This window comes from Pseudomonas sp. S07E 245 (genome assembly GCF_019599025.1).
GTDB classification, from domain to species: Bacteria; Pseudomonadota; Gammaproteobacteria; order Pseudomonadales; family Pseudomonadaceae; genus Aquipseudomonas; species Aquipseudomonas shirazensis.
The window spans coordinates 4,512,403-4,529,304 of record NZ_CP080625.1; the positions used below are offsets into that span (position 1 = coordinate 4,512,403).

General features: G+C 62.5%; 18 protein-coding genes. 13 read left to right on the plus strand and 5 right to left on the minus strand.

Going from position 1 to position 16,902, the window contains the following annotated elements:
- Window positions 1-55: 55 nt before the first annotated feature.
- Window positions 56-622, plus strand: a complete 567-nt coding sequence (locus K3F44_RS20805) for a sugar O-acetyltransferase (protein WP_150573040.1) — start codon at window positions 56-58, stop codon at window positions 620-622.
- Here K3F44_RS20805 and K3F44_RS20810 read toward each other — a convergent pair.
- Window positions 601-1,155 (minus strand): DUF6436 domain-containing protein, encoded by a 555-nt coding sequence (locus K3F44_RS20810; protein ID WP_101315356.1) that lies wholly within the window; start codon window positions 1,153-1,155, stop codon window positions 601-603. The two genes, K3F44_RS20805 and K3F44_RS20810, sit on opposite strands and share 22 nt — an antisense overlap.
- 117 nt (window positions 1,156-1,272) lie before the next feature.
- Between K3F44_RS20810 and K3F44_RS20815 the strand changes: the two genes are divergently transcribed.
- Window positions 1,273-2,196 carry an alpha/beta hydrolase gene (locus K3F44_RS20815; RefSeq protein ID WP_150573039.1) on the plus strand — a complete coding sequence of 308 codons (924 nt, stop codon included), beginning with the start codon at window positions 1,273-1,275 and terminating at the stop codon, window positions 2,194-2,196.
- Here K3F44_RS20815 and K3F44_RS20820 read toward each other — a convergent pair whose 3' ends face one another.
- Window positions 2,197-2,949, minus strand: coding sequence for a DUF2059 domain-containing protein (locus K3F44_RS20820; RefSeq protein WP_101315360.1), 753 nt, complete (start codon window positions 2,947-2,949; stop codon window positions 2,197-2,199). It lies immediately after the preceding gene.
- Between the two features lie 120 nt (window positions 2,950-3,069).
- Between K3F44_RS20820 and K3F44_RS20825 the strand changes: the two genes are divergently transcribed.
- Window positions 3,070-3,693, plus strand: coding sequence for a 2OG-Fe(II) oxygenase (locus K3F44_RS20825; protein WP_101315362.1), 624 nt, complete (start codon window positions 3,070-3,072; stop codon window positions 3,691-3,693).
- Window positions 3,680-4,183 carry a DUF523 domain-containing protein gene (locus K3F44_RS20830; protein ID WP_150573037.1) on the plus strand — a complete coding sequence of 168 codons (504 nt, stop codon included), beginning with the start codon at window positions 3,680-3,682 and terminating at the stop codon, window positions 4,181-4,183. Before K3F44_RS20825 ends, K3F44_RS20830 begins: the two co-directional genes overlap by 14 nt.
- Before the next feature lie 15 nt (window positions 4,184-4,198).
- Here the strand turns inward: K3F44_RS20830 and K3F44_RS20835 are convergent, their stop codons facing one another.
- On the minus strand, window positions 4,199-4,684 hold the full coding sequence (locus K3F44_RS20835) for a transporter substrate-binding domain-containing protein (RefSeq protein WP_220632888.1): 486 nt from the start codon (window positions 4,682-4,684) through the stop codon (window positions 4,199-4,201).
- A gap of 225 nt (window positions 4,685-4,909) precedes the next feature.
- Here K3F44_RS20835 and K3F44_RS20840 point away from each other — a divergent pair, with 225 nt between their 5' ends.
- The gene (locus K3F44_RS20840) at window positions 4,910-5,386 is read left to right on the plus strand and encodes a DUF4399 domain-containing protein (RefSeq protein WP_101315369.1); all 477 of its coding nucleotides are present in this window, start codon (window positions 4,910-4,912) and stop codon (window positions 5,384-5,386) included.
- A gap of 123 nt (window positions 5,387-5,509) precedes the next feature.
- Here K3F44_RS20840 and serA read toward each other — a convergent pair whose 3' ends face one another.
- Window positions 5,510-6,739, minus strand: a complete 1,230-nt coding sequence (gene serA / locus K3F44_RS20845) for a phosphoglycerate dehydrogenase (RefSeq protein WP_101315371.1) — start codon at window positions 6,737-6,739, stop codon at window positions 5,510-5,512.
- 170 nt (window positions 6,740-6,909) lie between these two features.
- On the opposite strand from serA, the gene K3F44_RS20850 reads away from it, so the two are divergent.
- From K3F44_RS20850 to K3F44_RS20865, 4 genes are all read left to right on the plus strand, one after another.
- Complete coding sequence (locus K3F44_RS20850) at window positions 6,910-8,307, plus strand: FAD-binding oxidoreductase (RefSeq protein WP_220632889.1); 1,398 nt, start codon at window positions 6,910-6,912, stop codon at window positions 8,305-8,307.
- A gap of 25 nt (window positions 8,308-8,332) precedes the next feature.
- Window positions 8,333-8,998, plus strand: a complete 666-nt coding sequence (locus K3F44_RS20855) for a fumarylacetoacetate hydrolase family protein (protein WP_101315375.1) — start codon at window positions 8,333-8,335, stop codon at window positions 8,996-8,998.
- Between the two features lie 176 nt (window positions 8,999-9,174).
- Entirely contained in the window at window positions 9,175-10,098 is a 924-nt protein-coding gene (locus tag K3F44_RS20860) for an SdiA-regulated domain-containing protein (RefSeq protein ID WP_220632890.1), read from the plus strand.
- An 80-nt stretch (window positions 10,099-10,178) separates the two neighbouring features.
- A complete protein-coding gene (locus K3F44_RS20865) occupies window positions 10,179-11,090 on the plus strand; it encodes an SdiA-regulated domain-containing protein (RefSeq protein WP_150570404.1) in 912 nt (303 codons plus the stop codon).
- A 50-nt stretch (window positions 11,091-11,140) separates the two neighbouring features.
- Here the strand turns inward: K3F44_RS20865 and rpiA are convergent, their stop codons facing one another.
- On the minus strand, window positions 11,141-11,815 hold the full coding sequence (rpiA, locus tag K3F44_RS20870) for a ribose-5-phosphate isomerase RpiA (RefSeq protein ID WP_101315381.1): 675 nt from the start codon (window positions 11,813-11,815) through the stop codon (window positions 11,141-11,143).
- 145 nt (window positions 11,816-11,960) lie between these two features.
- Here rpiA and ilvA point away from each other — a divergent pair, with 145 nt between their 5' ends.
- The 4 genes from ilvA to ptsP all read left to right on the plus strand — a co-directional run bounded on the left by ilvA (window position 11,961) and on the right by ptsP (window position 16,900).
- Window positions 11,961-13,475, plus strand: coding sequence for a threonine ammonia-lyase, biosynthetic (gene ilvA, locus K3F44_RS20875; RefSeq protein ID WP_101315383.1), 1,515 nt, complete (start codon window positions 11,961-11,963; stop codon window positions 13,473-13,475).
- A 91-nt stretch (window positions 13,476-13,566) separates the two neighbouring features.
- A complete protein-coding gene (locus tag K3F44_RS20880; protein ID WP_150570402.1) occupies window positions 13,567-13,992 on the plus strand; it encodes a DUF2269 domain-containing protein in 426 nt (141 codons plus the stop codon).
- A 126-nt stretch (window positions 13,993-14,118) separates the two neighbouring features.
- A complete protein-coding gene (locus K3F44_RS20885) occupies window positions 14,119-14,598 on the plus strand; it encodes an RNA pyrophosphohydrolase (protein WP_101315386.1) in 480 nt (159 codons plus the stop codon).
- Between the two features lie 22 nt (window positions 14,599-14,620).
- Window positions 14,621-16,900: a phosphoenolpyruvate--protein phosphotransferase gene (ptsP, locus tag K3F44_RS20890; protein WP_150570401.1), complete on the plus strand. Its 2,280-nt coding sequence runs from the start codon at window positions 14,621-14,623 to the stop codon at window positions 16,898-16,900.
- The last annotated feature ends 2 nt before the right edge of the window (window positions 16,901-16,902 follow it).

The following is a 16,902-nucleotide window of genomic DNA, read 5'->3' on the forward strand; positions in this document are numbered from 1 at the left end:
GTTGTCAGATCATTGACCGAATCGCGCCACCAGCATAGCCCCCAAAGGAGTCTGCATGTCCCTCAGCGAAAAACAGAAGATGCTCAGCGGCCAGCTCTATCACGCAGGCTGCCCCGAGTTGCAGGCTGAGCAACGCAGCAACAAGCAGTGGATGGACCGCTACAACGGCAGCGACGAGCAGCTCAAGCTCAGCCGCCATACATTGCTGGCCGAGCATCTTGCCGCAGTCGGCGAGGGCGTGATCATCCGCCCGCCGTTCTACTGCGACTATGGCTACAACATCAGTATCGGCGCCAACACCTTCATCAACTTCAGCTGCGTGATCCTCGACGTGCTGCCGGTACACATTGGCCACGACTGCCAGATCGCGCCGTCGGTGCAGATCTACACCGCCGATCATCCGCTCGACCCGGACGTGCGCCGCACCGGCCTGGAAAGCGGGCGCCCGGTGCACATCGGCAACAACGTCTGGATCGGTGGCGGTGCGATCATTCTGCCGGGGGTCACCATCGGTGATGACGCGGTGATTGGTGCTGGTAGCGTGGTTACCCGCGATGTCGCCGCCGGTGCGGTTGTGGTGGGCAATCCGGCCCGCGAGCGTCAGTCAGCCCAAGGGCAGTAACAGCCGACCGCGAGGGTGTTGGAGGCGCTGACATTGCGGTTCTCGAGCAAAGCCTTGAGGATAGGCTCGATGAAGCTGTTGCTTGAGTTGCACACGGCGCCTTCGCTGTACGGGCCGAAGTAGGCCAGTCGGCCCTGGCGGTCCCAGATCGCCACCGCAGGGCTGGCGGGCAGGCTGGCACTGCCGGGCAGCTCGCTCAGGACCTTGAGCGCGGCCAGGTTGGCCGGCAGCGCGCCATGGCTGGCGGGCTTTTGCAGCAGATAGAAACTCACTCCCTGCGGCGTGAACTGTTCGACCAGTTCGCTCAGATGTTGCTGGTTGCCGACGTTGCACGGGCAGGCCGGGTCCCAGAAATGCACCACACGGATCGCCCCGGGGCCGGCAAGCTCGGCGGGCAGGCGCAACTGGCTACCATCGAACAGCGTGGCCTGATTGGCGAACGGGCGCAGATAACGTGACTGGAAACTGTCGTAAGCCCACCAGAGCACGGCGGCGCAGAGCAGGGTGATGGCCAAGGTCGACAGCTTTTTCATGGGGGGCCCGCAGCTGCGGCACTCGCTTTTTGCAATGAGTTGGAGGGGCGCCCAGCTTGCCATGCGCCGCGCTTGAGCTGAATATCCCAGATCAATACTTGTTCGCGGATTTTGCCGATGCCTGCTCCTTTCAACGTCGACCTGCGCAGCGGCCTCGCACCATTGTCGAGCCGCCAGCCGTTATCTGCCCAGGCGCTTGCGTACCAGCGCTTCTATGGCCTGGATCTGCCTGTGCAGCGTTTGCTCGGCAGCTTCGAGGCGGGCGGTTTCGAGCTGGTCGGTCAGGCCTGGCTGCCGCCGCAGCCGGTGGCGACGCTGTTCGTGCTGCACGGCTACTATGACCACATGGGGCTGTACCGGCATGTCATCGAGTGGGCACTGAGCAAGGGCTTTGCGGTGGTCAGCTGTGATTTGCCCGGGCATGGTCTGTCCAGTGGCGAGCGGGCCAGCATCAGTGACTTCGGGCTTTATCAGCAGACACTGGTGGCGCTGTTCGGCCAGGCCCGCGAGCTGGAGCTGCCACGCCCGTGGCATCTATGCGGGCAGAGCACCGGTGGCGCGATCGCGGTCGATCACGTGCTGCATGCCGGCGAACACAGCCCGGTCGATGGTGAGCTGATCCTGCTGGCACCGCTGGTGCGGCCGCGGGCGTGGCACTGGTCCAAGCTCAGCTATCGGTTGCTGCGCCACTTCGTCAACGGCATCCAGCGCCAGTTCAGCGAAAACAGCAACGACCCGGCGTTTCTGCCGTTTCTGCAGGCCGACCCGCTGCAACCACGGCGCTTGCCGACTGCCTGGGTAGGTGCGCTGATGAGCTGGGTCAAGCGGATCGAGGCGGCGCCGCCGAGCACGCGCAGGCCGTTGATCGTGCAGGGCGAGGCGGATGGCACGGTCGACTGGCGTTACAACCTCAAGGTGCTCAAGGCCAAGTTCGCTGATCCGCAGATCCTGCTGCTGCCAGAGGCGCGCCATCATCTGGCCAATGAACTGCCGGCAACCCGTCAGCGCTACCTCGATTTCATCAGCCAGCGGCTGGGCTGATTACTTGAGCTGATTGCCGTTCTGGCCGACCGCAAGCCCCGCACGCACTGCCGCCAGTGCCGCCTGGTAGTACGCCTGGCCGTCGGCGGATTCGGCGAAGTTGGCGAACTCTTCCAGTTCGGCATCGCTGAGCTCGCGGTAGACGTAGAGCAAGGTGTTGTTGAGGTCTTCGCCGATCTGGTTCATCAGGCGCTGGCGCTGGCCGTCGAGCAACCCTTGCGCCTGACCGCCACCAAACAGCCCTGGGATCATCGAGCTGAGGCTGTCGGCAGCCACGCCGGCGATCGCCAGGCTGACTTCGGCGCCGGCTTCGCGCGCGGGCAGGGCCTGGGCCAGGTGGCCCATGATCAGTTGCCGGGTGTCGCTGACCTGCAGCTTGGGCAGGCCTTTGGCGTTCTTGGCCAACTGGTCCTTGCGTGTGGCGAGCAACTCGGCGGCCACCACTTTGCGCCCCAACGGCGAATTGAAGAACGCCAAGGCTGGCGCCGGGTTGGCCAGCTTGCTGCGTAGCTGCGCCTGTGCGCGCTGGTCCATGGCCTGGGCCTGGAAGCGTTGGTTGCTGTTGCTCACCAGCGCCTGGTAAACCGCAGGCGGCAGGCTGTTGCGGTAGCGCTGTTGGGCAGCACTCACGGCATCATTGAAATGGGCGCGCTGGTCGGGCCAGCCTGCGGCCTTGTACAGCTGATCGAGGCTGTCTGCCCAGACAGGCATGGTGCAGATCATCAGCAACAGCAGGGAAAACAAACGGCGCATTCAGGACTCCTGTCGGCAGTGCGCTATTGTCCGTGGCGCAGTGGGAGTTTGTCGAGACGCAATGACGCCGGTCAGCCAAGTGGCGCTGGAGGGGGCCTGGGCGAATGGCTATGATGCGCCATGCACATTACTTCCGATGTTTCCAAGCTGTCCGCGATTGTCGATGACCTGGCCAGCCAGGGCTGGTCGCAGCAGGCCGACTTTTTGCCGGCCGAGCTGGTCAGCGCGCTGGCCGCTGAATGCCGGCGGCGCGCCGGCGACGGCCAGCTCAACCCTGCCGGGGTTGGCCGTGGCGGCACGCTAGAGGTTCGCGAGGCGATCCGTGGCGATCACATCCGCTGGCTGGAGCCTGGCGAGTCGAGCGCTTGCGACCGTTACCTGGACACCATGGACGCGCTGCGTCAGGCAATCAATCAGGGCTTGTTCATCGGCCTTGAAGATTACGAATGCCATTTCGCCCTGTATCCGCCGGGGGCGTTCTATCGGCGCCATCTGGACCGCTTTCGCGATGACGACCGCCGCGCCGTGTCGGCTGTGATCTATCTCAATCAGGACTGGCAGCCCGGCGACGGCGGCGAGTTGCGCATGTTCCTCGATGACCAGCGCGTGCATGACGTAGCGCCGACAGCGGGCACACTGGTGGTGTTTCTGTCCGGCGACGTGCCCCACGAAGTGCTGGCGGCCGGGCGTGAGCGCTTGTCGTTGACGGGTTGGTTCCGTAGGCGTGGCAATGAGCCGTTCTGAATTGTCGCCGGTTTTGGTCAGCGCGTGTCTGCTGGGCCAGCCGGTGCGCTACGACGGGCGTGCCAGTGGCCATCCGGACGTGCTGCAAGGCTGGCAGGCCGAGGGTCGTGTGGTAGCGCTGTGCCCGGAGGTAGCTGGCGGCTTGCCGACCCCGCGGCCACCTGCAGAAATCCCCGGCGGGCAGGGCGCGCAGGTGCTCGACGGGCAGGCGCAGGTGATTACGGTGTCGGGCGAGGACGTCAGTGCGGCGTTTCTGGCGGGTGCGCAGATCGCCCTGGCGCTGGTGCGTCGGCACGGCATCCGGGTCGCCGTACTCAAGTCCGGCAGCCCCTCCTGCGGTAACCAACTGACCTACGACGGCAGCTTCAGCGGGGTCAAAGTGGCGGGGCAGGGCGTGACTACTGCGCTGCTGCGCCGCGAAGGCGTGCTGGTGTTCAGCGAGCTGCAGTTGGCCGAGGCGCAGCAGGCGCTGGCAGCCCTCGACCACTGAGATGTCATCAGCAGGTTACTGGCCGGCGGTAGGTCTCTCACCCTTGAGCCATTTCTTTTCAAGGTCCGCCAGCCTGCCGTCATCCTTGATCCGCTGCAGGGCGTTGTTCACTGCGCTCTCGAAGGCCGGGTTGTCTTTCTGGAACGGGATTACCAGCTTGTCACTGCCAAACGGCTGGCTGACATCCAGTGCCGCGTCGACCTTCTGCGCAGCGCGCAGCTGGCTCAGGGCAACATCGCTCTTGCCGCTCTCGACCTCGGGCAATATCTGTTCTGCGGGGGTTTCGATGAACTCGGCACGCAGGTCCAGCTCCTTGGCCAGGGCCTGGCCCAGCTCGACATCGAAGCCCGCCAGGTGTTTGTCCTGCTTGAAGGCATAAGGCGGTGTATCGGCTTGCACGGCAATGCGCAGTTCGCCCCGGTCGTTGATTTCGTCTATCAGCTCGGCCTGGGCCAACGGACTGATCAGTACTGTCAGCAGTACGCCAATGGTCAAACGCATGAGTATCCCTTCTTGTTCAGCAGGTAAATTTCATTCGCCGCTGCTTTATTTGTGGTGGCGGTCGAACGCTGGCTATGACCGTGGGTCTCTCCTAATGTTTAAACCGCTGATAAATTATTTGTGACAGCGGGCCCAGACACCTCGGGCCACATTTGGACTATGTTGATGCTCCGCTGCCGATCGTTACCTGGCGGCGGTCAATGAAGTGAATCACAGGAGAAGTGAATGAACAGCCTATTTTCGCGTGCTGCCGTTGCCGGTCTGCTCATGGGGGCGTCGGTACTGGCCAGTGCAGCGGATGCCCTGCAAAGCCAGGAGCCGCCGAAGGATGCCAAGGTCTTCATTGTTTCCCCGGCGGATGGTGCCACGGTCGACAAGACCTTTACCGTCAAGTTTGCCATCGAAGGCATGGCGCTGAAACCCGCTGGCGACCAGACTCCGCATAGCGGCCACCACCACTTGCTGGTAGATGTCGACAAGCAGCCACTGAGCGATACACCGCTGCCGACCAGCCTTATGCCGGAAAACAACGCGCCGCTGCCGGCTGGGCCGCAGGTGCTGCATTTCGGCAAGGCGCAGACTGAAGCGACCATCACCCTGACACCAGGCAAGCACACGCTGCAGTTGGTGCTGGGCGACAAGTATCATGTGCCGTTCAAGCCTAGCGTTGAGTCGCAGAAAATTACCGTTACCGTTAAGTGAAGTAAATGGGGCCGCTTTGCGGCCCTTCGCGGTTAAACCCGCTCCCACAAGGTTTGCTGTGGGAGCGGGTTTAACCGCGAAGGGTCGCAAGGCGGCCCCAATATCTTCAGCCTGCAATCAAGCTCAGAACAGTACGCGCGAGCGGATAGTGCCCTTCACGTGCTGCAGTTTTTCCTGAGCCAGATCCGAATACTCGGCATCGACGTCGATCACCACGTAGCCAACCTTCTCGTCGGTCTGCAGGAACTGACCGGAGATGTTGATTCCGTTTTCGGCGAAGACCTTGTTGATCTCGCTGAGCACGCCCGGGATGTTTTCGTGGATGTGCAGCAGGCGGTGCTTGCCTGGGTGGGCCGGCAGGGCCACTTCCGGGAAGTTGACCGACGACACCGAAGTACCGTTGTCGCTGTACTTGACCAGCTTCTCGGCGACTTCCAGGCCAATGTTGGCCTGCGCTTCGGCAGTCGAGCCACCGATGTGCGGGGTGAGGATGACGTTGTCCAGGCCACGCAGCGGGCTTTCGAACTCGTCATCGTTGGAGCGCGGCTCCACCGGGAATACGTCGATGGCGGCGCCGATCAGGTGCTTGTCCTTGATCGCGTTGGCCAGGCTTTCCAGCTCGACCACAGTACCGCGGGCGGCGTTGATCAGGATCGAGCCCTTTTTCATCGCGCGGATTTCTTTCTCGCCGATCATCCACTGGGTCGATGGCAGCTCAGGGACGTGCAGGGAGACGATGTCAGCCAGACCCAGCAGTTCGTTGAGGCTAGCCACCTGCGTGGCGTTGCCCAGCGGCAGCTTGGTCAGCGGGTCGTAGAAGTACACCTGCATGCCGACGCTTTCGGCCAATACCGACAGCTGGGTGCCGATCGAGCCGTAGCCGACGATGCCGAGCTTCTTGCCGCGAATCTCGAACGAGTTGGCCGCGCTCTTGATCCAGCCGCCGCGGTGGCAGGCAGCGTTTTTCTCGGGGATGCCGCGCAGCAGCAGGATCGCTTCGGCCAGGACCAGCTCGGCCACCGAACGGGTGTTCGAGTAAGGCGCGTTGAACACGGCAATGCCGCGCTCGCGAGCAGCGCCGAGGTCGACCTGGTTGGTGCCGATGCAGAAACAACCTACCGCCACCAGCTTCTTCGCGCAGTCGAAGATTTCTTCGGTCAGTTGGGTCCGCGAGCGGATACCAATGAAGTGCGCGTCGGCGATCTTTTCCTTGAGCTCGGCTTCGGGTATTGAACCGGTCAGATACTCGATGTTGGTGTAGCCGGCAGCCTTGAGGGTATCGACCGCGTTCTGATGCACACCTTCAAGAAGAAGGAACCGGATCTTGCTCTTGTCGAGAGAAGTCTTGCTCATCTGCGTAAACCTGTATCCCGGAGAAATAATGGCGAGGAGGTGAAGCGGCGCGGCGTCGGCCTTAGCACGAACAGCGGGAGGGCTATGCTAGCATACGCGACACAATCTGAGCTCCCACCGACAGGTGAAGAGTGCTCAGGGTGACTATGAATAAGTCGAGAGTTCCGGCGATGACCCATCCTGCGGTAATGGAAGAGCTGCTGACCCTGGTCGACCCTGGCAAGGTGCTTACCGACCCTGCTTCGCTGGAGGCATACGGCAAGGACTGGACCAAGCATTACCCGCCTGCGCCAAGCGCGATTGTGCTGCCCAAGACCATCGAGCAAGTGCAGGCCATCGTCGCCTGGGCCAATCGCCATCAAGTTGCGCTGGTGCCCTCCGGTGGCCGCACTGGCCTGTCCGCCGGGGCTGTCGCTGCCAACGGTGAAGTGGTGGTGGCCTTCGACGCCATGAACCAGGTGCTCGCCTTCAATGAGTTCGACCGCACCGTGGTCTGCCAGCCTGGCGTGATCACTCGTCAGTTGCAGCAGTTGGCCGAAGAACACGGTCTTTATTATCCGGTCGACTTTGCTTCGTCAGGCTCCAGCCAGATTGGCGGCAACATCGGCACCAATGCCGGCGGGATCAAGGTGATCCGCTATGGCATGACCCGCAACTGGGTGGCCGGCATCAAGGTCGTCACTGGCAAGGGCGAGCTGCTCGAGCTGAACAAGGACCTGATCAAGAACGCCACCGGCTATGACCTGCGCCAGCTGTTCATCGGTGCCGAGGGCACCCTGGGGTTTGTCGTCGAGGCGACCATGCGCCTCGACCGGGCGCCACGCAACCTCACGGCGATGGTTCTTGGCACCGCTGATTTCGACTCGATCATGCCGGTGCTGCACGCGTTTCAGGGCCGGCTGGACCTGACCGCCTTCGAATTCTTCTCCGACAAGGCCCTGGCCAAGGTCATGGGCCGCGGCGATGTCCCGCCGCCGTTCGCTACCGCCTGCCCGTTCTATGCACTGCTGGAATTCGAAGCCAGCAACGAGGACGCGGCCAATGACGCCTTGGCTACCTTCGAGCACTGCGTCGAGCAGGGCTGGGTGCTGGATGGGGTGATGAGCCAGAGCGAGACCCAGCTGAAAAACCTGTGGAAACTGCGCGAGTACATCTCCGAAACCATCTCGCACTGGACGCCGTACAAGAACGACATCTCGGTCACCGTTTCCAAGGTGCCGGCCTTCCTGCGTGAGATCGATGCCGTGGTCGCCGAGCATTACCCGGACTATGAAGTGGTCTGGTATGGCCATATCGGCGACGGCAACCTGCACCTGAACATTCTCAAGCCCGCTGACATGAGCAAGGACGATTTCTTCGCCTCCTGCGCCAGGGTCAACAAGTGGGTGTTCGAGATCGTCCAGCGCTACAACGGCTCGATCTCGGCCGAGCATGGCGTCGGCATGACCAAACGTGACTACCTCGGTTACAGTCGCTCAGCGCAAGAAATCGCCTGCATGAAGGCAATCAAGGCCGTTTTCGACCCTAACGGCATCATGAATCCGGGTAAGATCTTCGCTCCTGAATAAAAGCAGCCAGCACAAGGAATCGGCCATGAGTTACCAGCACCAGTATGTAGACGGCACGCGCATCCACTTCCCGCTGGGCAAAGTGGTCTGCATTGGGCGCAATTATGCCGAGCACGCCAAGGAACTGGACAACCCCATCCCGAGCGAGCCACTGCTGTTCATCAAGCCTGGCAGCTGCGTGGTGCCTCTGGCGGGCGGCTTCAAGATCCCGAGCGATCGTGGGGCGGTGCACTATGAAGCCGAAATCGCCGTGCTGCTGGGCAAGTCCCTTTCGGCCAAGCCATCGGTAGAAGAAGTGCTCGACGCCATCTCCGGTTTTGCCCCGGCGCTGGACCTGACCCTGCGTGACGTACAGGCCAAACTCAAGGAAAAGGGCCTGCCGTGGGAGCTGAGCAAGAGCTTTGATGGCGCCTGCGTACTGCCGCCGTTCGTGGCCGCCAGCGCATTCGACGACCTCACCGACATCCCGGTACGCCTGACCATCAATGGTGCCGTGCGCCAGGACGGCAGCAGCGCGCTGATGCTCAACCCGATCGTGCCGATGATCCAGCACATGGCCGCGCAGTTCTCGCTGCAGGCCGGTGATGTGATCCTGACTGGCACCCCAGCTGGGGTCGGCCCGTTCGAGGCCGGTGACGAGTTGGTGCTGGAACTGCCTGGCGTGTGCCGCTTCGAGAGCAAGGTGCTCTAAGGGGCTGTTTGCCTAGCGCGCTGGCTCCATGGTGGAGCAAATCCCCAGAGCGGGAGCCAGCGCGATGTTTATGCAAGGCTTGTCATTTTTTTCACAAACGATCTGGATAATGCGGCTACCCGAAAGCCCATTCGCCGCGGCCAAACCCTGCTCGGCTGTCTCAGGAATCTCCTGCCATGACGTCATCCAGCGCTTCAACTCCCCCTTCCCGCAAGCGACGCCTGTTCCTGCGTTGGCCCTTTTTGCTGGGTGTCGTGGCGGTGATCGGTTATGGCGTGGTGTTCGCCATGCACTGGGATGATCGTGGCCTGCTCTGGGTCAAGGAGCGCTTCGAAACCACCGGCGAGCGCAGCGAAAGCATCTGGCTGCCGGACTACACGGCCGACATCGATGCCAAGGTGCTGCCCGGCATGAACGATGACGAAGCCTCAGACCTTGCCTACAACCCCCGGACCAAAACCCTGTTTGCGGTGATGGGCAAGAACCCGTTTCTGGTCGAGCTGACGCTGGACGGTGACGTCTTGCGCAAGATGCCGTTGCATGGCTGGTCCAACCCGGAAGGCGTGGCGGTGCTTGAGGGTTACCATCTGGCCATTGTCGATGAGCGCAACCATGAGCTCACCCTGGTTGTGGTCGGGCCTGAGACCCGCGAGCTCAAGCGTGAGGATTTTCGCAGCTACGACCTGGGTGACTCAGCCAATCAGAACAAGGGTTTCGAAGCCGTTGCCTGGGACCCGCTGCGCCAGCGTCTGCTGTTCGGCGAGGAGCGTCCACCGCGCTTGTTCACCTGGGCCACCGATGGTCGCAGCCCGCTTACAGGTACCAAACAGCCAGTGCCTAGCGATGAACTCGACCTGCGCAACTTGTCGGGCATGAGCATCGACCCGCGTACCGGTCACACACTGCTGCTGTCGGCTGATTCGAACATGCTGCTGGAACTGGATGAAACCGGCGGGCAAGTCAGCTTCATGACCCTGCTCGGTGGCTTCAACGGTCTCAAAGACCGTATCCCGCGCGCTGAAGGCGTGGCCATGGATGAGCACGGCACCTTGTACATGGTCAGCGAGCCGGATCTGTTCTACCGCTTCAAGAAGAAATAACGGCAAAGGCAATGATGGCATTAAGCTTGTCTTCAGCTGATCGTGATTAGCTTTGCCTCCCATTCACCGAGTTTGCCTCCATGCGCCGTTATCTCCGCTTGCCTGTGCTGTTGCTGCTGTCAGTTGTTGTCGTGTTACTGGCGATCGGCGTCAAGGGTTATGAATCGCGACTGTTCGAGCGCGGCTGGTTCAACCTCAAGACCTGGTGGCAGCCGGCCGAGCAAAGCATCGGCCTGGACCGTTATAAGGTGGTGCTTGAAGGACAGGTCATCGAGGGCCTGGATGACGATGTATCGGCGCTGACCTTCGACCCTGATCGTAAAACCCTGTTTACCGTCACCAACAAACGCTCCGAGCTGATCGAACTGTCGTTGGACGGGCGCATTCTGCGCCGCGTGCCGTTGACCGGTTTCGGTGATCCAGAGGCAGTCGAGTACATCGGCCCCAACAGCTACGTGATTACCGACGAGCGCCTGCAACGGCTGATCCGGGTGCGCCTGGATGACAACACGCGCTTTCTCGACGCCAACGACGCCGAGCAGCTCAGCCTGGGCATCGGCCTGAACGGCAACAAGGGCTTTGAGGGCCTGGCCTACGACTCGGCCGGCAAGCGCCTGTTCGTGGCCAAGGAGCGCGATCCGATGGTAATTTATGAGGTGCGCGGCTTCCCCCACGATAATCCCGAACAGCCTTATTCGGTGCAGGTCGACCAGGACCGCAAGCGCGATTCGCGGTTGTTCGTGAAGGACTTGTCCAGCCTGCAGTTCGATGAGCGCAGCGGCCATCTGCTGGCGCTGTCGGATGAATCACGGCTGGTGGTGGAGCTGGATGTGAAGGGCAAACCGCTGAGTACGCTGTCGCTGCGCAAGGGTGCGCAAGGCCTGCAGAAGACGGTGCCGCAGGCGGAGGGGATTGCCATGGATGATGCCGGGACGATCTATCTGGTCAGCGAGCCGAACCTGTTCTACGTGTTCAAGCAGCCGGCTGACTGAGTAGCGCAGCCCACGGCCACCTTGAACAGGGGCCGTGGGCGCATCGCTGTTTACTCGGCGGTGAGAGTCTTGACCCCTTCGGCGGTGCCGAGCAGCAGCACATCGGCCGGGCGCGCGGCGAACAGGCCGTTGGTGACCACGCCGACGATGGCGTTGATCTGCCGCTCGAGCTCGACCGGGTCTGTGATCTGCATGTTATGCACATCCAGAATCACGTTGCCGTTATCGGTCAGCACGCCTTCGCGGTAGACCGGGTCGCCGCCCAGCTTGACCAGCTCGCGGGCAACGTGGCTGCGCGCCATCGGAATCACTTCGACCGGCAGCGGGAACTCGCCTAGCACCGGCACCAACTTGCTGCCGTCGGCGATGCAGATGAAGGTCTTGGCCACGGCGGCGACGATCTTCTCGCGGGTCAGTGCGGCGCCGCCGCCCTTGATCAGGTTCAGGTGCGCGTCGCTCTCGTCGGCGCCGTCCACGTAGAACTCCAGCTCGCTGACGCTGTTCAGCTCGTACACCGGAATGCCATGGCCCTTGAGGCGCTGGGCAGTGGCCTCGGAGCTGGCGACCGCGCCATCGAAGGCGCCTTTGTGCTGAGCCAGGGCGTCGATGAAGAAGTTGGCAGTCGAACCGGTGCCGACGCCAACGACGCTCTTGTCGTCCAGCTTGGGCAGAATGAGATCGACAGCGGCCTGGGCGACGGCCTGTTTCAGTTGGTCCTGGGTCATGCGGGCTCCGAGTGGGGCTGGGGAGTTTCGAGAGGCGCACAGTATAGCGGCAAGTGCCGGCAAAACCTCGGCTTTGCTGTGGTCCGCCGACGTGGCGCTGGGGTAGACTCGCAGGCCTTGTCCCGCGGCCAGTGATGCTTTCCCGATGCTCGAACAGTACGTCAAGATGATCCTCACCTCGCGCGTGTACGACGTTGCCGTCGAAACGCCGCTGCACAGTGCTGGCCAGTTGAGCAAGCGCCTGAACAATCAGGTGCTGCTCAAACGTGAAGACCTGCAGCCGGTGTTCTCGTTCAAGATCCGCGGGGCGTACAACAAGCTGGCGCAATTGACTGCCGAAGAGCTGGCCCGTGGCGTGGTCACTGCCTCCGCCGGCAACCATGCCCAGGGCCTGGCCCTGGCTGCGCGCGAGCTGGGCATCAAAGCCACCATCGTGATGCCCAAGACCACCCCGGAAATCAAGATCGAAGGCGTGCGCTCGCGTGGCGGCAAGGTCGTCCTGCACGGCGACTCGTTCCCCGAGGCGCTGGCCTATTCGCTCAAGCTGGTGGATGAAAAGGGCTTCGTCTATATCCACCCCTACGATGACCCGCATACCATCGCCGGCCAAGGCACCGTGGCCATGGAAATTCTGCGCCAGCACCCGGGCCGCCTCGACGCGATCTTTGTGCCGGTCGGCGGCGGCGGTTTGATTGCCGGCATCGCTGCCTACGTCAAATATCTGCGCCCGGAAATCAAGGTGATCGGCGTCGAGCCGGACGACTCCAACTGCCTGCAGGCGGCCATGGCCGCTGGCGAGCGAGTAGTGCTGCCGCAAGTCGGGCTGTTCGCCGATGGCGTTGCGGTCGCGCAGATCGGCCAGCACACCTTTGATATCTGCAAGCTGCACGTGGACGAGGTGATCACGGTCAGTACCGATGAGATCTGCGCGGCGATCAAGGATATCTACGACGATACCCGCTCGATAACCGAGCCTGCCGGCGCTTTAGGCGTTGCCGGGATCAAGAAGTACGTGGAAATGAGCGGTGTCAGTGGTCACACACTGGTCGCCATCGACTCCGGCGCCAACGTCAACTTCGACCGCCTGCGCCACGTGGCCGAGCGCGCCGAGCTGGGCGAGAAGCGCGAAGCGATCATCGCCGTGACCATCCCCGAGCGGCCGGGCAGCTTCAAGGCCTTCTGCGAGGCCATCGGCAAGCGCCAGATAACCGAATTCAACTACCGCAAGCACACCTCGGACGAGGCGCACATCTTTGTCGGCGTGCAGACCCATCCCGATACCGACCCGCGCGCCGCGCTGGTGCAGCAGTTGATCGAGCAAGGCTTCCCGGTTATCGACCTGACCGACAACGAACTGGCCAAGCTGCACATCCGCCATATGGTTGGCGGCCATTCGGCGCGGGCCCACGACGAGATCGTGCTGCGCTTCGAGTTCCCCGAACGGCCGGGGGCGCTGTTCAACTTCCTGACCAAGCTGGGCGGGCGCTGGAATATCTCCATGTTCCACTACCGCAACCATGGCGCCGCAGACGGGCGCGTGGTGGCCGGCTTGCAGGTGCCCGAAGACGAGCGTCATCTGGTGCCGGCAGCGTTGGCCAAGATCGGCTACCCGTACTGGGATGAAAGCGAAAACCCGGCCTACCGGCTGTTTTTGGGTTGAGGGGCTAAGCTAGACCTCGAGAGGCTTCTCGGCGCGGTGCTGTATCAGCCAGCCGCGCCAAGGCCCGCACGCGCAACCCAAGGATCTGCACATGGAATACCTGACCACCCTGAAGACCGTGCACGTTGTCGCCACCGTGCTGTTGCTCACCTGCGCCCTGGGCCTGGCCATCTACACCTGGCGGCTGCGCCAGCGCAGCGATGCTGCGGTCTATAGCCAGTTGCTGCGCCGCCCCCTGCTGTTTGTCTGGCTGTTGCTCGGCGTGTGCCTGGTGAGCATGCCATTCACCGGCTGGTGGCTGGTGCACCTGGTCGGCTGGCCGCTGGGGCAGACCTGGCTGTTGGCCTCGAGCGTGATCTACACCGTCGGTGCGCTGAGTGTGTGGTGGCTGCTGATCCGCCTCAACCGCTTGCGCCGGGCTGAGCCTGGCAGCCTGCGCCTGACCTTGGCACTGGCCGTGTTCAGTGCGGTGTGCTTTGTCTCGATTGCGGGCCTGATGGGCGCCAAGCCGGTCTGAGGCAGCCCGCAACAGCCCCATTTCACAGGGAATTTCACCTGGCTGCACATAAGCACGGCAGGCGCGTTGCTGCGCTTGTGAGCTTTGTGGAACAATGCGGCAATATGCGTTTTCGAGGTTGCTGCCGTGATCGACCCGGATGGATTTCGCCCCAACGTCGGTATCATTCTCACCAATGATGCTGGACAGGTGCTTTGGGCTCGACGGATCAACCAGGATGCCTGGCAATTTCCCCAGGGCGGTATCAACCCTGATGAGACGCCGGAAGATGCCCTGTACCGCGAGCTGAATGAAGAAGTCGGCCTGGAGCGTGACGATGTGCAAATTCTTGCCTGCACCCGCGGCTGGTTGCGTTATCGTCTACCCCAGCGGCTGGTGCGCACGCACAGCCAGCCATTGTGTATCGGCCAGAAACAGAAGTGGTTCCTGCTACGCCTGGTGAGCAACGAGCAACGGGTGCGTATGGACCTGACCGGCAAACCGGAATTCGACGGCTGGCGCTGGGTCAGCTATTGGTATCCGCTGGGCCAGGTCGTGACATTCAAACGCGAGGTTTACCGCCGCGCCCTGAAAGAGCTAGCCCCGCGCCTGCTGACGCGCGACTGACGACGGAGTTCGACCCCGAGCCATGCTCAATACGCTGCGCAAGATCGTCCAGGAAGTGAACTCCGCCAAAGATCTCAAGACGGCGTTGGGGATCATTGTCTTGCGCGTCAAGGAAGCCATGGGCAGCCATGTCTGCTCGGTTTACTTGCTTGACCCGGAAACCAACCGGTTCGTGCTGATGGCCTCCGAAGGCCTCAACAAACGCTCGATCGGCAAGGTCAGCATGGCCCCCAACGAAGGCCTGGTTGGCCTGGTCGGTACCCGGGAAGAGCCGCTGAACCTGGAAAACGCCGCCGATCACCCGCGTTATCGCTACTTTGCCGAAACCGGTGAAGAGCGCTACGCGTCGTTTCTCGGTGCGCCGATCATTCACCACCGTCGAGTGGTTGGGGTGCTGGTCATCCAGCAAAAGGAGCGGCGCCAGTTCGACGAGGGCGAAGAAGCCTTCCTGGTAACCATGAGCGCGCAGCTGGCCGGGGTTATCGCCCACGCCGAAGCGACCGGTTCGATCCGTGGCCTGGGCCGTCAGGGCAAAGGCATTCAAGAGGCGCGCTTCGTCGGCGTACCGGGTTCGCCTGGCGCTGCGGTAGGCCGCGCGGTGGTGATGCTGCCGCCCGCCGATCTGGAAGTGGTGCCGGACAAGACCGTCGATGACATCGACGCCGAACTGAAACTGTTCAATAACGCCCTCGAAGGCGTGCGCGCCGACATGCGCAAGCTGTCGGCCAAGCTTGCCACCCAGCTGCGCCCGGAAGAACGGGCGCTGTTCGACGTCTACCTGATGATGCTCGAAGACGCTGCCCTTGGTGGCGAAGTGGTCGAAGTGATCAAGACCGGCCAGTGGGCCCAGGGCGCCTTGCGTCAGGTGGTCGGCGAGCACGTCAACCGCTTCGAGCTGATGGACGACGACTACCTGCGCGAGCGCGCCTCCGACGTCAAGGACCTTGGCCGGCGGCTGTTGGCTTACTTGCAGGAAGCCCGTTCGCAGACCCTGGTCTACGCCGAAAACACCATTCTGGTCAGTGAAGAGCTGACGCCCGCGATGCTTGGCGAGGTGCCGGAGGGCAAGCTTGCCGGTCTGGTTTCGGTGCTTGGCTCGGGTAACTCGCATGTGGCCATTCTGGCCCGGGCGATGGGTATCCCGACGGTGATGGGCCTGGTCGACCTGCCGTACTCCAAGGTCGACGGCATCGAAATGATCGTCGACGGCTACAAGGGCGAAGTCTTCACTAACCCCAGCGATGTGCTGCGCAAGCAGTACAAGGAAGTCGTCGAAGAAGAGCGCGAACTTGCCAAAGGCCTGGACGCACTGCGCGAGCTGCCCTGCGTAACCCCGGACGGCCATCGCATGCCGCTGTGGGTCAACACCGGCCTGCTCGCCGACGTGGCCCGGGCGCAGCAACGCGGCGCCGAAGGGGTTGGCCTGTACCGCACCGAAGTGCCGTTCATGATCCAGCAGCGCTTCCCCAGCGAAAAGGAACAGCTGGCGATCTACCGCGAGCAGCTCGCTGCCTTCCACCCGCTGCCGGTGACCATGCGCACCCTGGACATTGGCGGTGACAAGGCGCTGTCGTACTTCCCGATCAAGGAAGAAAACCCGTTTCTCGGCTGGCGCGGCATTCGCGTCACCCTCGACCACCCGGAAATCTTCCTGGTGCAAACCCGCGCCATGCTCAAGGCCAGCGAGGGCTTGAACAACCTGCGCATCCTGTTGCCGATGATCTCCGGCATCCATGAGCTGGAAGAAGCCCTGCACCTGATCCACCGTGCCTGGGGCGAGGTGCGCGACGAAGGCACCGACGTACCGATGCCGCCGGTGGGGGTGATGGTCGAAATCCCGGCAGCTGTGTACCAGACCAAAGAGCTGGCGCGTCAGGTCGACTTCCTCTCGGTTGGCTCCAACGACCTGACCCAGTATCTGCTGGCGGTCGACCGCAACAACCCGCGGGTCGCCGACCTGTATGACTACCTGCACCCGGCAGTGCTGCAAGCCGTGCAAACCGTGGTGCGCGATGCCCATGCCGAAGGCAAGCCGGTGAGTATCTGCGGCGAGATGGCCGGTGACCCGGCGGCAGCGATCCTGCTGATGGCGATGGGCTTTGACAGCCTGTCGATGAACGCCACCAACCTGCCCAAGGTCAAGTGGATGCTGCGTCAGGTCAACATGAGCAAGGCCAAGGAACTGCTGGCCGACGCCATGAGCCACGACAACCCGCAAGTTATCCACAGCTCGCTGCAGCTGGCGCTGAAGAACCTCGGCCTGGCGCGGATGATCGGGCCTGGCGCAAACAAGACCCTCTAAGC

Coding starts and splice junctions, on each gene's coding strand:
- K3F44_RS20825 (WP_101315362.1), top strand. CDS start 3,070: ATGCACATTACTTCCGATGTTTCCAAGCTGTCCGCGATTGTCGATGAC.
- K3F44_RS20830 (WP_150573037.1), top strand. CDS start 3,680: ATGAGCCGTTCTGAATTGTCGCCGGTTTTGGTCAGCGCGTGTCTGCTG.
- serA (WP_101315371.1), bottom strand. CDS start 6,739: ATGAGCAAGACTTCTCTCGACAAGAGCAAGATCCGGTTCCTTCTTCTT.
- K3F44_RS20880 (WP_150570402.1), top strand. CDS start 13,567: ATGGAATACCTGACCACCCTGAAGACCGTGCACGTTGTCGCCACCGTG.
- K3F44_RS20860 (WP_220632890.1), top strand. CDS start 9,175: ATGACGTCATCCAGCGCTTCAACTCCCCCTTCCCGCAAGCGACGCCTG.
- K3F44_RS20855 (WP_101315375.1), top strand. CDS start 8,333: ATGAGTTACCAGCACCAGTATGTAGACGGCACGCGCATCCACTTCCCG.
- K3F44_RS20805 (WP_150573040.1), top strand. CDS start 56: ATGTCCCTCAGCGAAAAACAGAAGATGCTCAGCGGCCAGCTCTATCAC.
- K3F44_RS20820 (WP_101315360.1), bottom strand. CDS start 2,949: ATGCGCCGTTTGTTTTCCCTGCTGTTGCTGATGATCTGCACCATGCCT.
- rpiA (WP_101315381.1), bottom strand. CDS start 11,815: ATGACCCAGGACCAACTGAAACAGGCCGTCGCCCAGGCCGCTGTCGAT.
- ilvA (WP_101315383.1), top strand. CDS start 11,961: ATGCTCGAACAGTACGTCAAGATGATCCTCACCTCGCGCGTGTACGAC.
- K3F44_RS20810 (WP_101315356.1), bottom strand. CDS start 1,155: ATGAAAAAGCTGTCGACCTTGGCCATCACCCTGCTCTGCGCCGCCGTG.
- K3F44_RS20850 (WP_220632889.1), top strand. CDS start 6,910: ATGACCCATCCTGCGGTAATGGAAGAGCTGCTGACCCTGGTCGACCCT.
- K3F44_RS20815 (WP_150573039.1), top strand. CDS start 1,273: ATGCCTGCTCCTTTCAACGTCGACCTGCGCAGCGGCCTCGCACCATTG.
- ptsP (WP_150570401.1), top strand. CDS start 14,621: ATGCTCAATACGCTGCGCAAGATCGTCCAGGAAGTGAACTCCGCCAAA.
- K3F44_RS20865 (WP_150570404.1), top strand. CDS start 10,179: ATGCGCCGTTATCTCCGCTTGCCTGTGCTGTTGCTGCTGTCAGTTGTT.
- K3F44_RS20840 (WP_101315369.1), top strand. CDS start 4,910: ATGAACAGCCTATTTTCGCGTGCTGCCGTTGCCGGTCTGCTCATGGGG.
- K3F44_RS20835 (WP_220632888.1), bottom strand. CDS start 4,684: ATGCGTTTGACCATTGGCGTACTGCTGACAGTACTGATCAGTCCGTTG.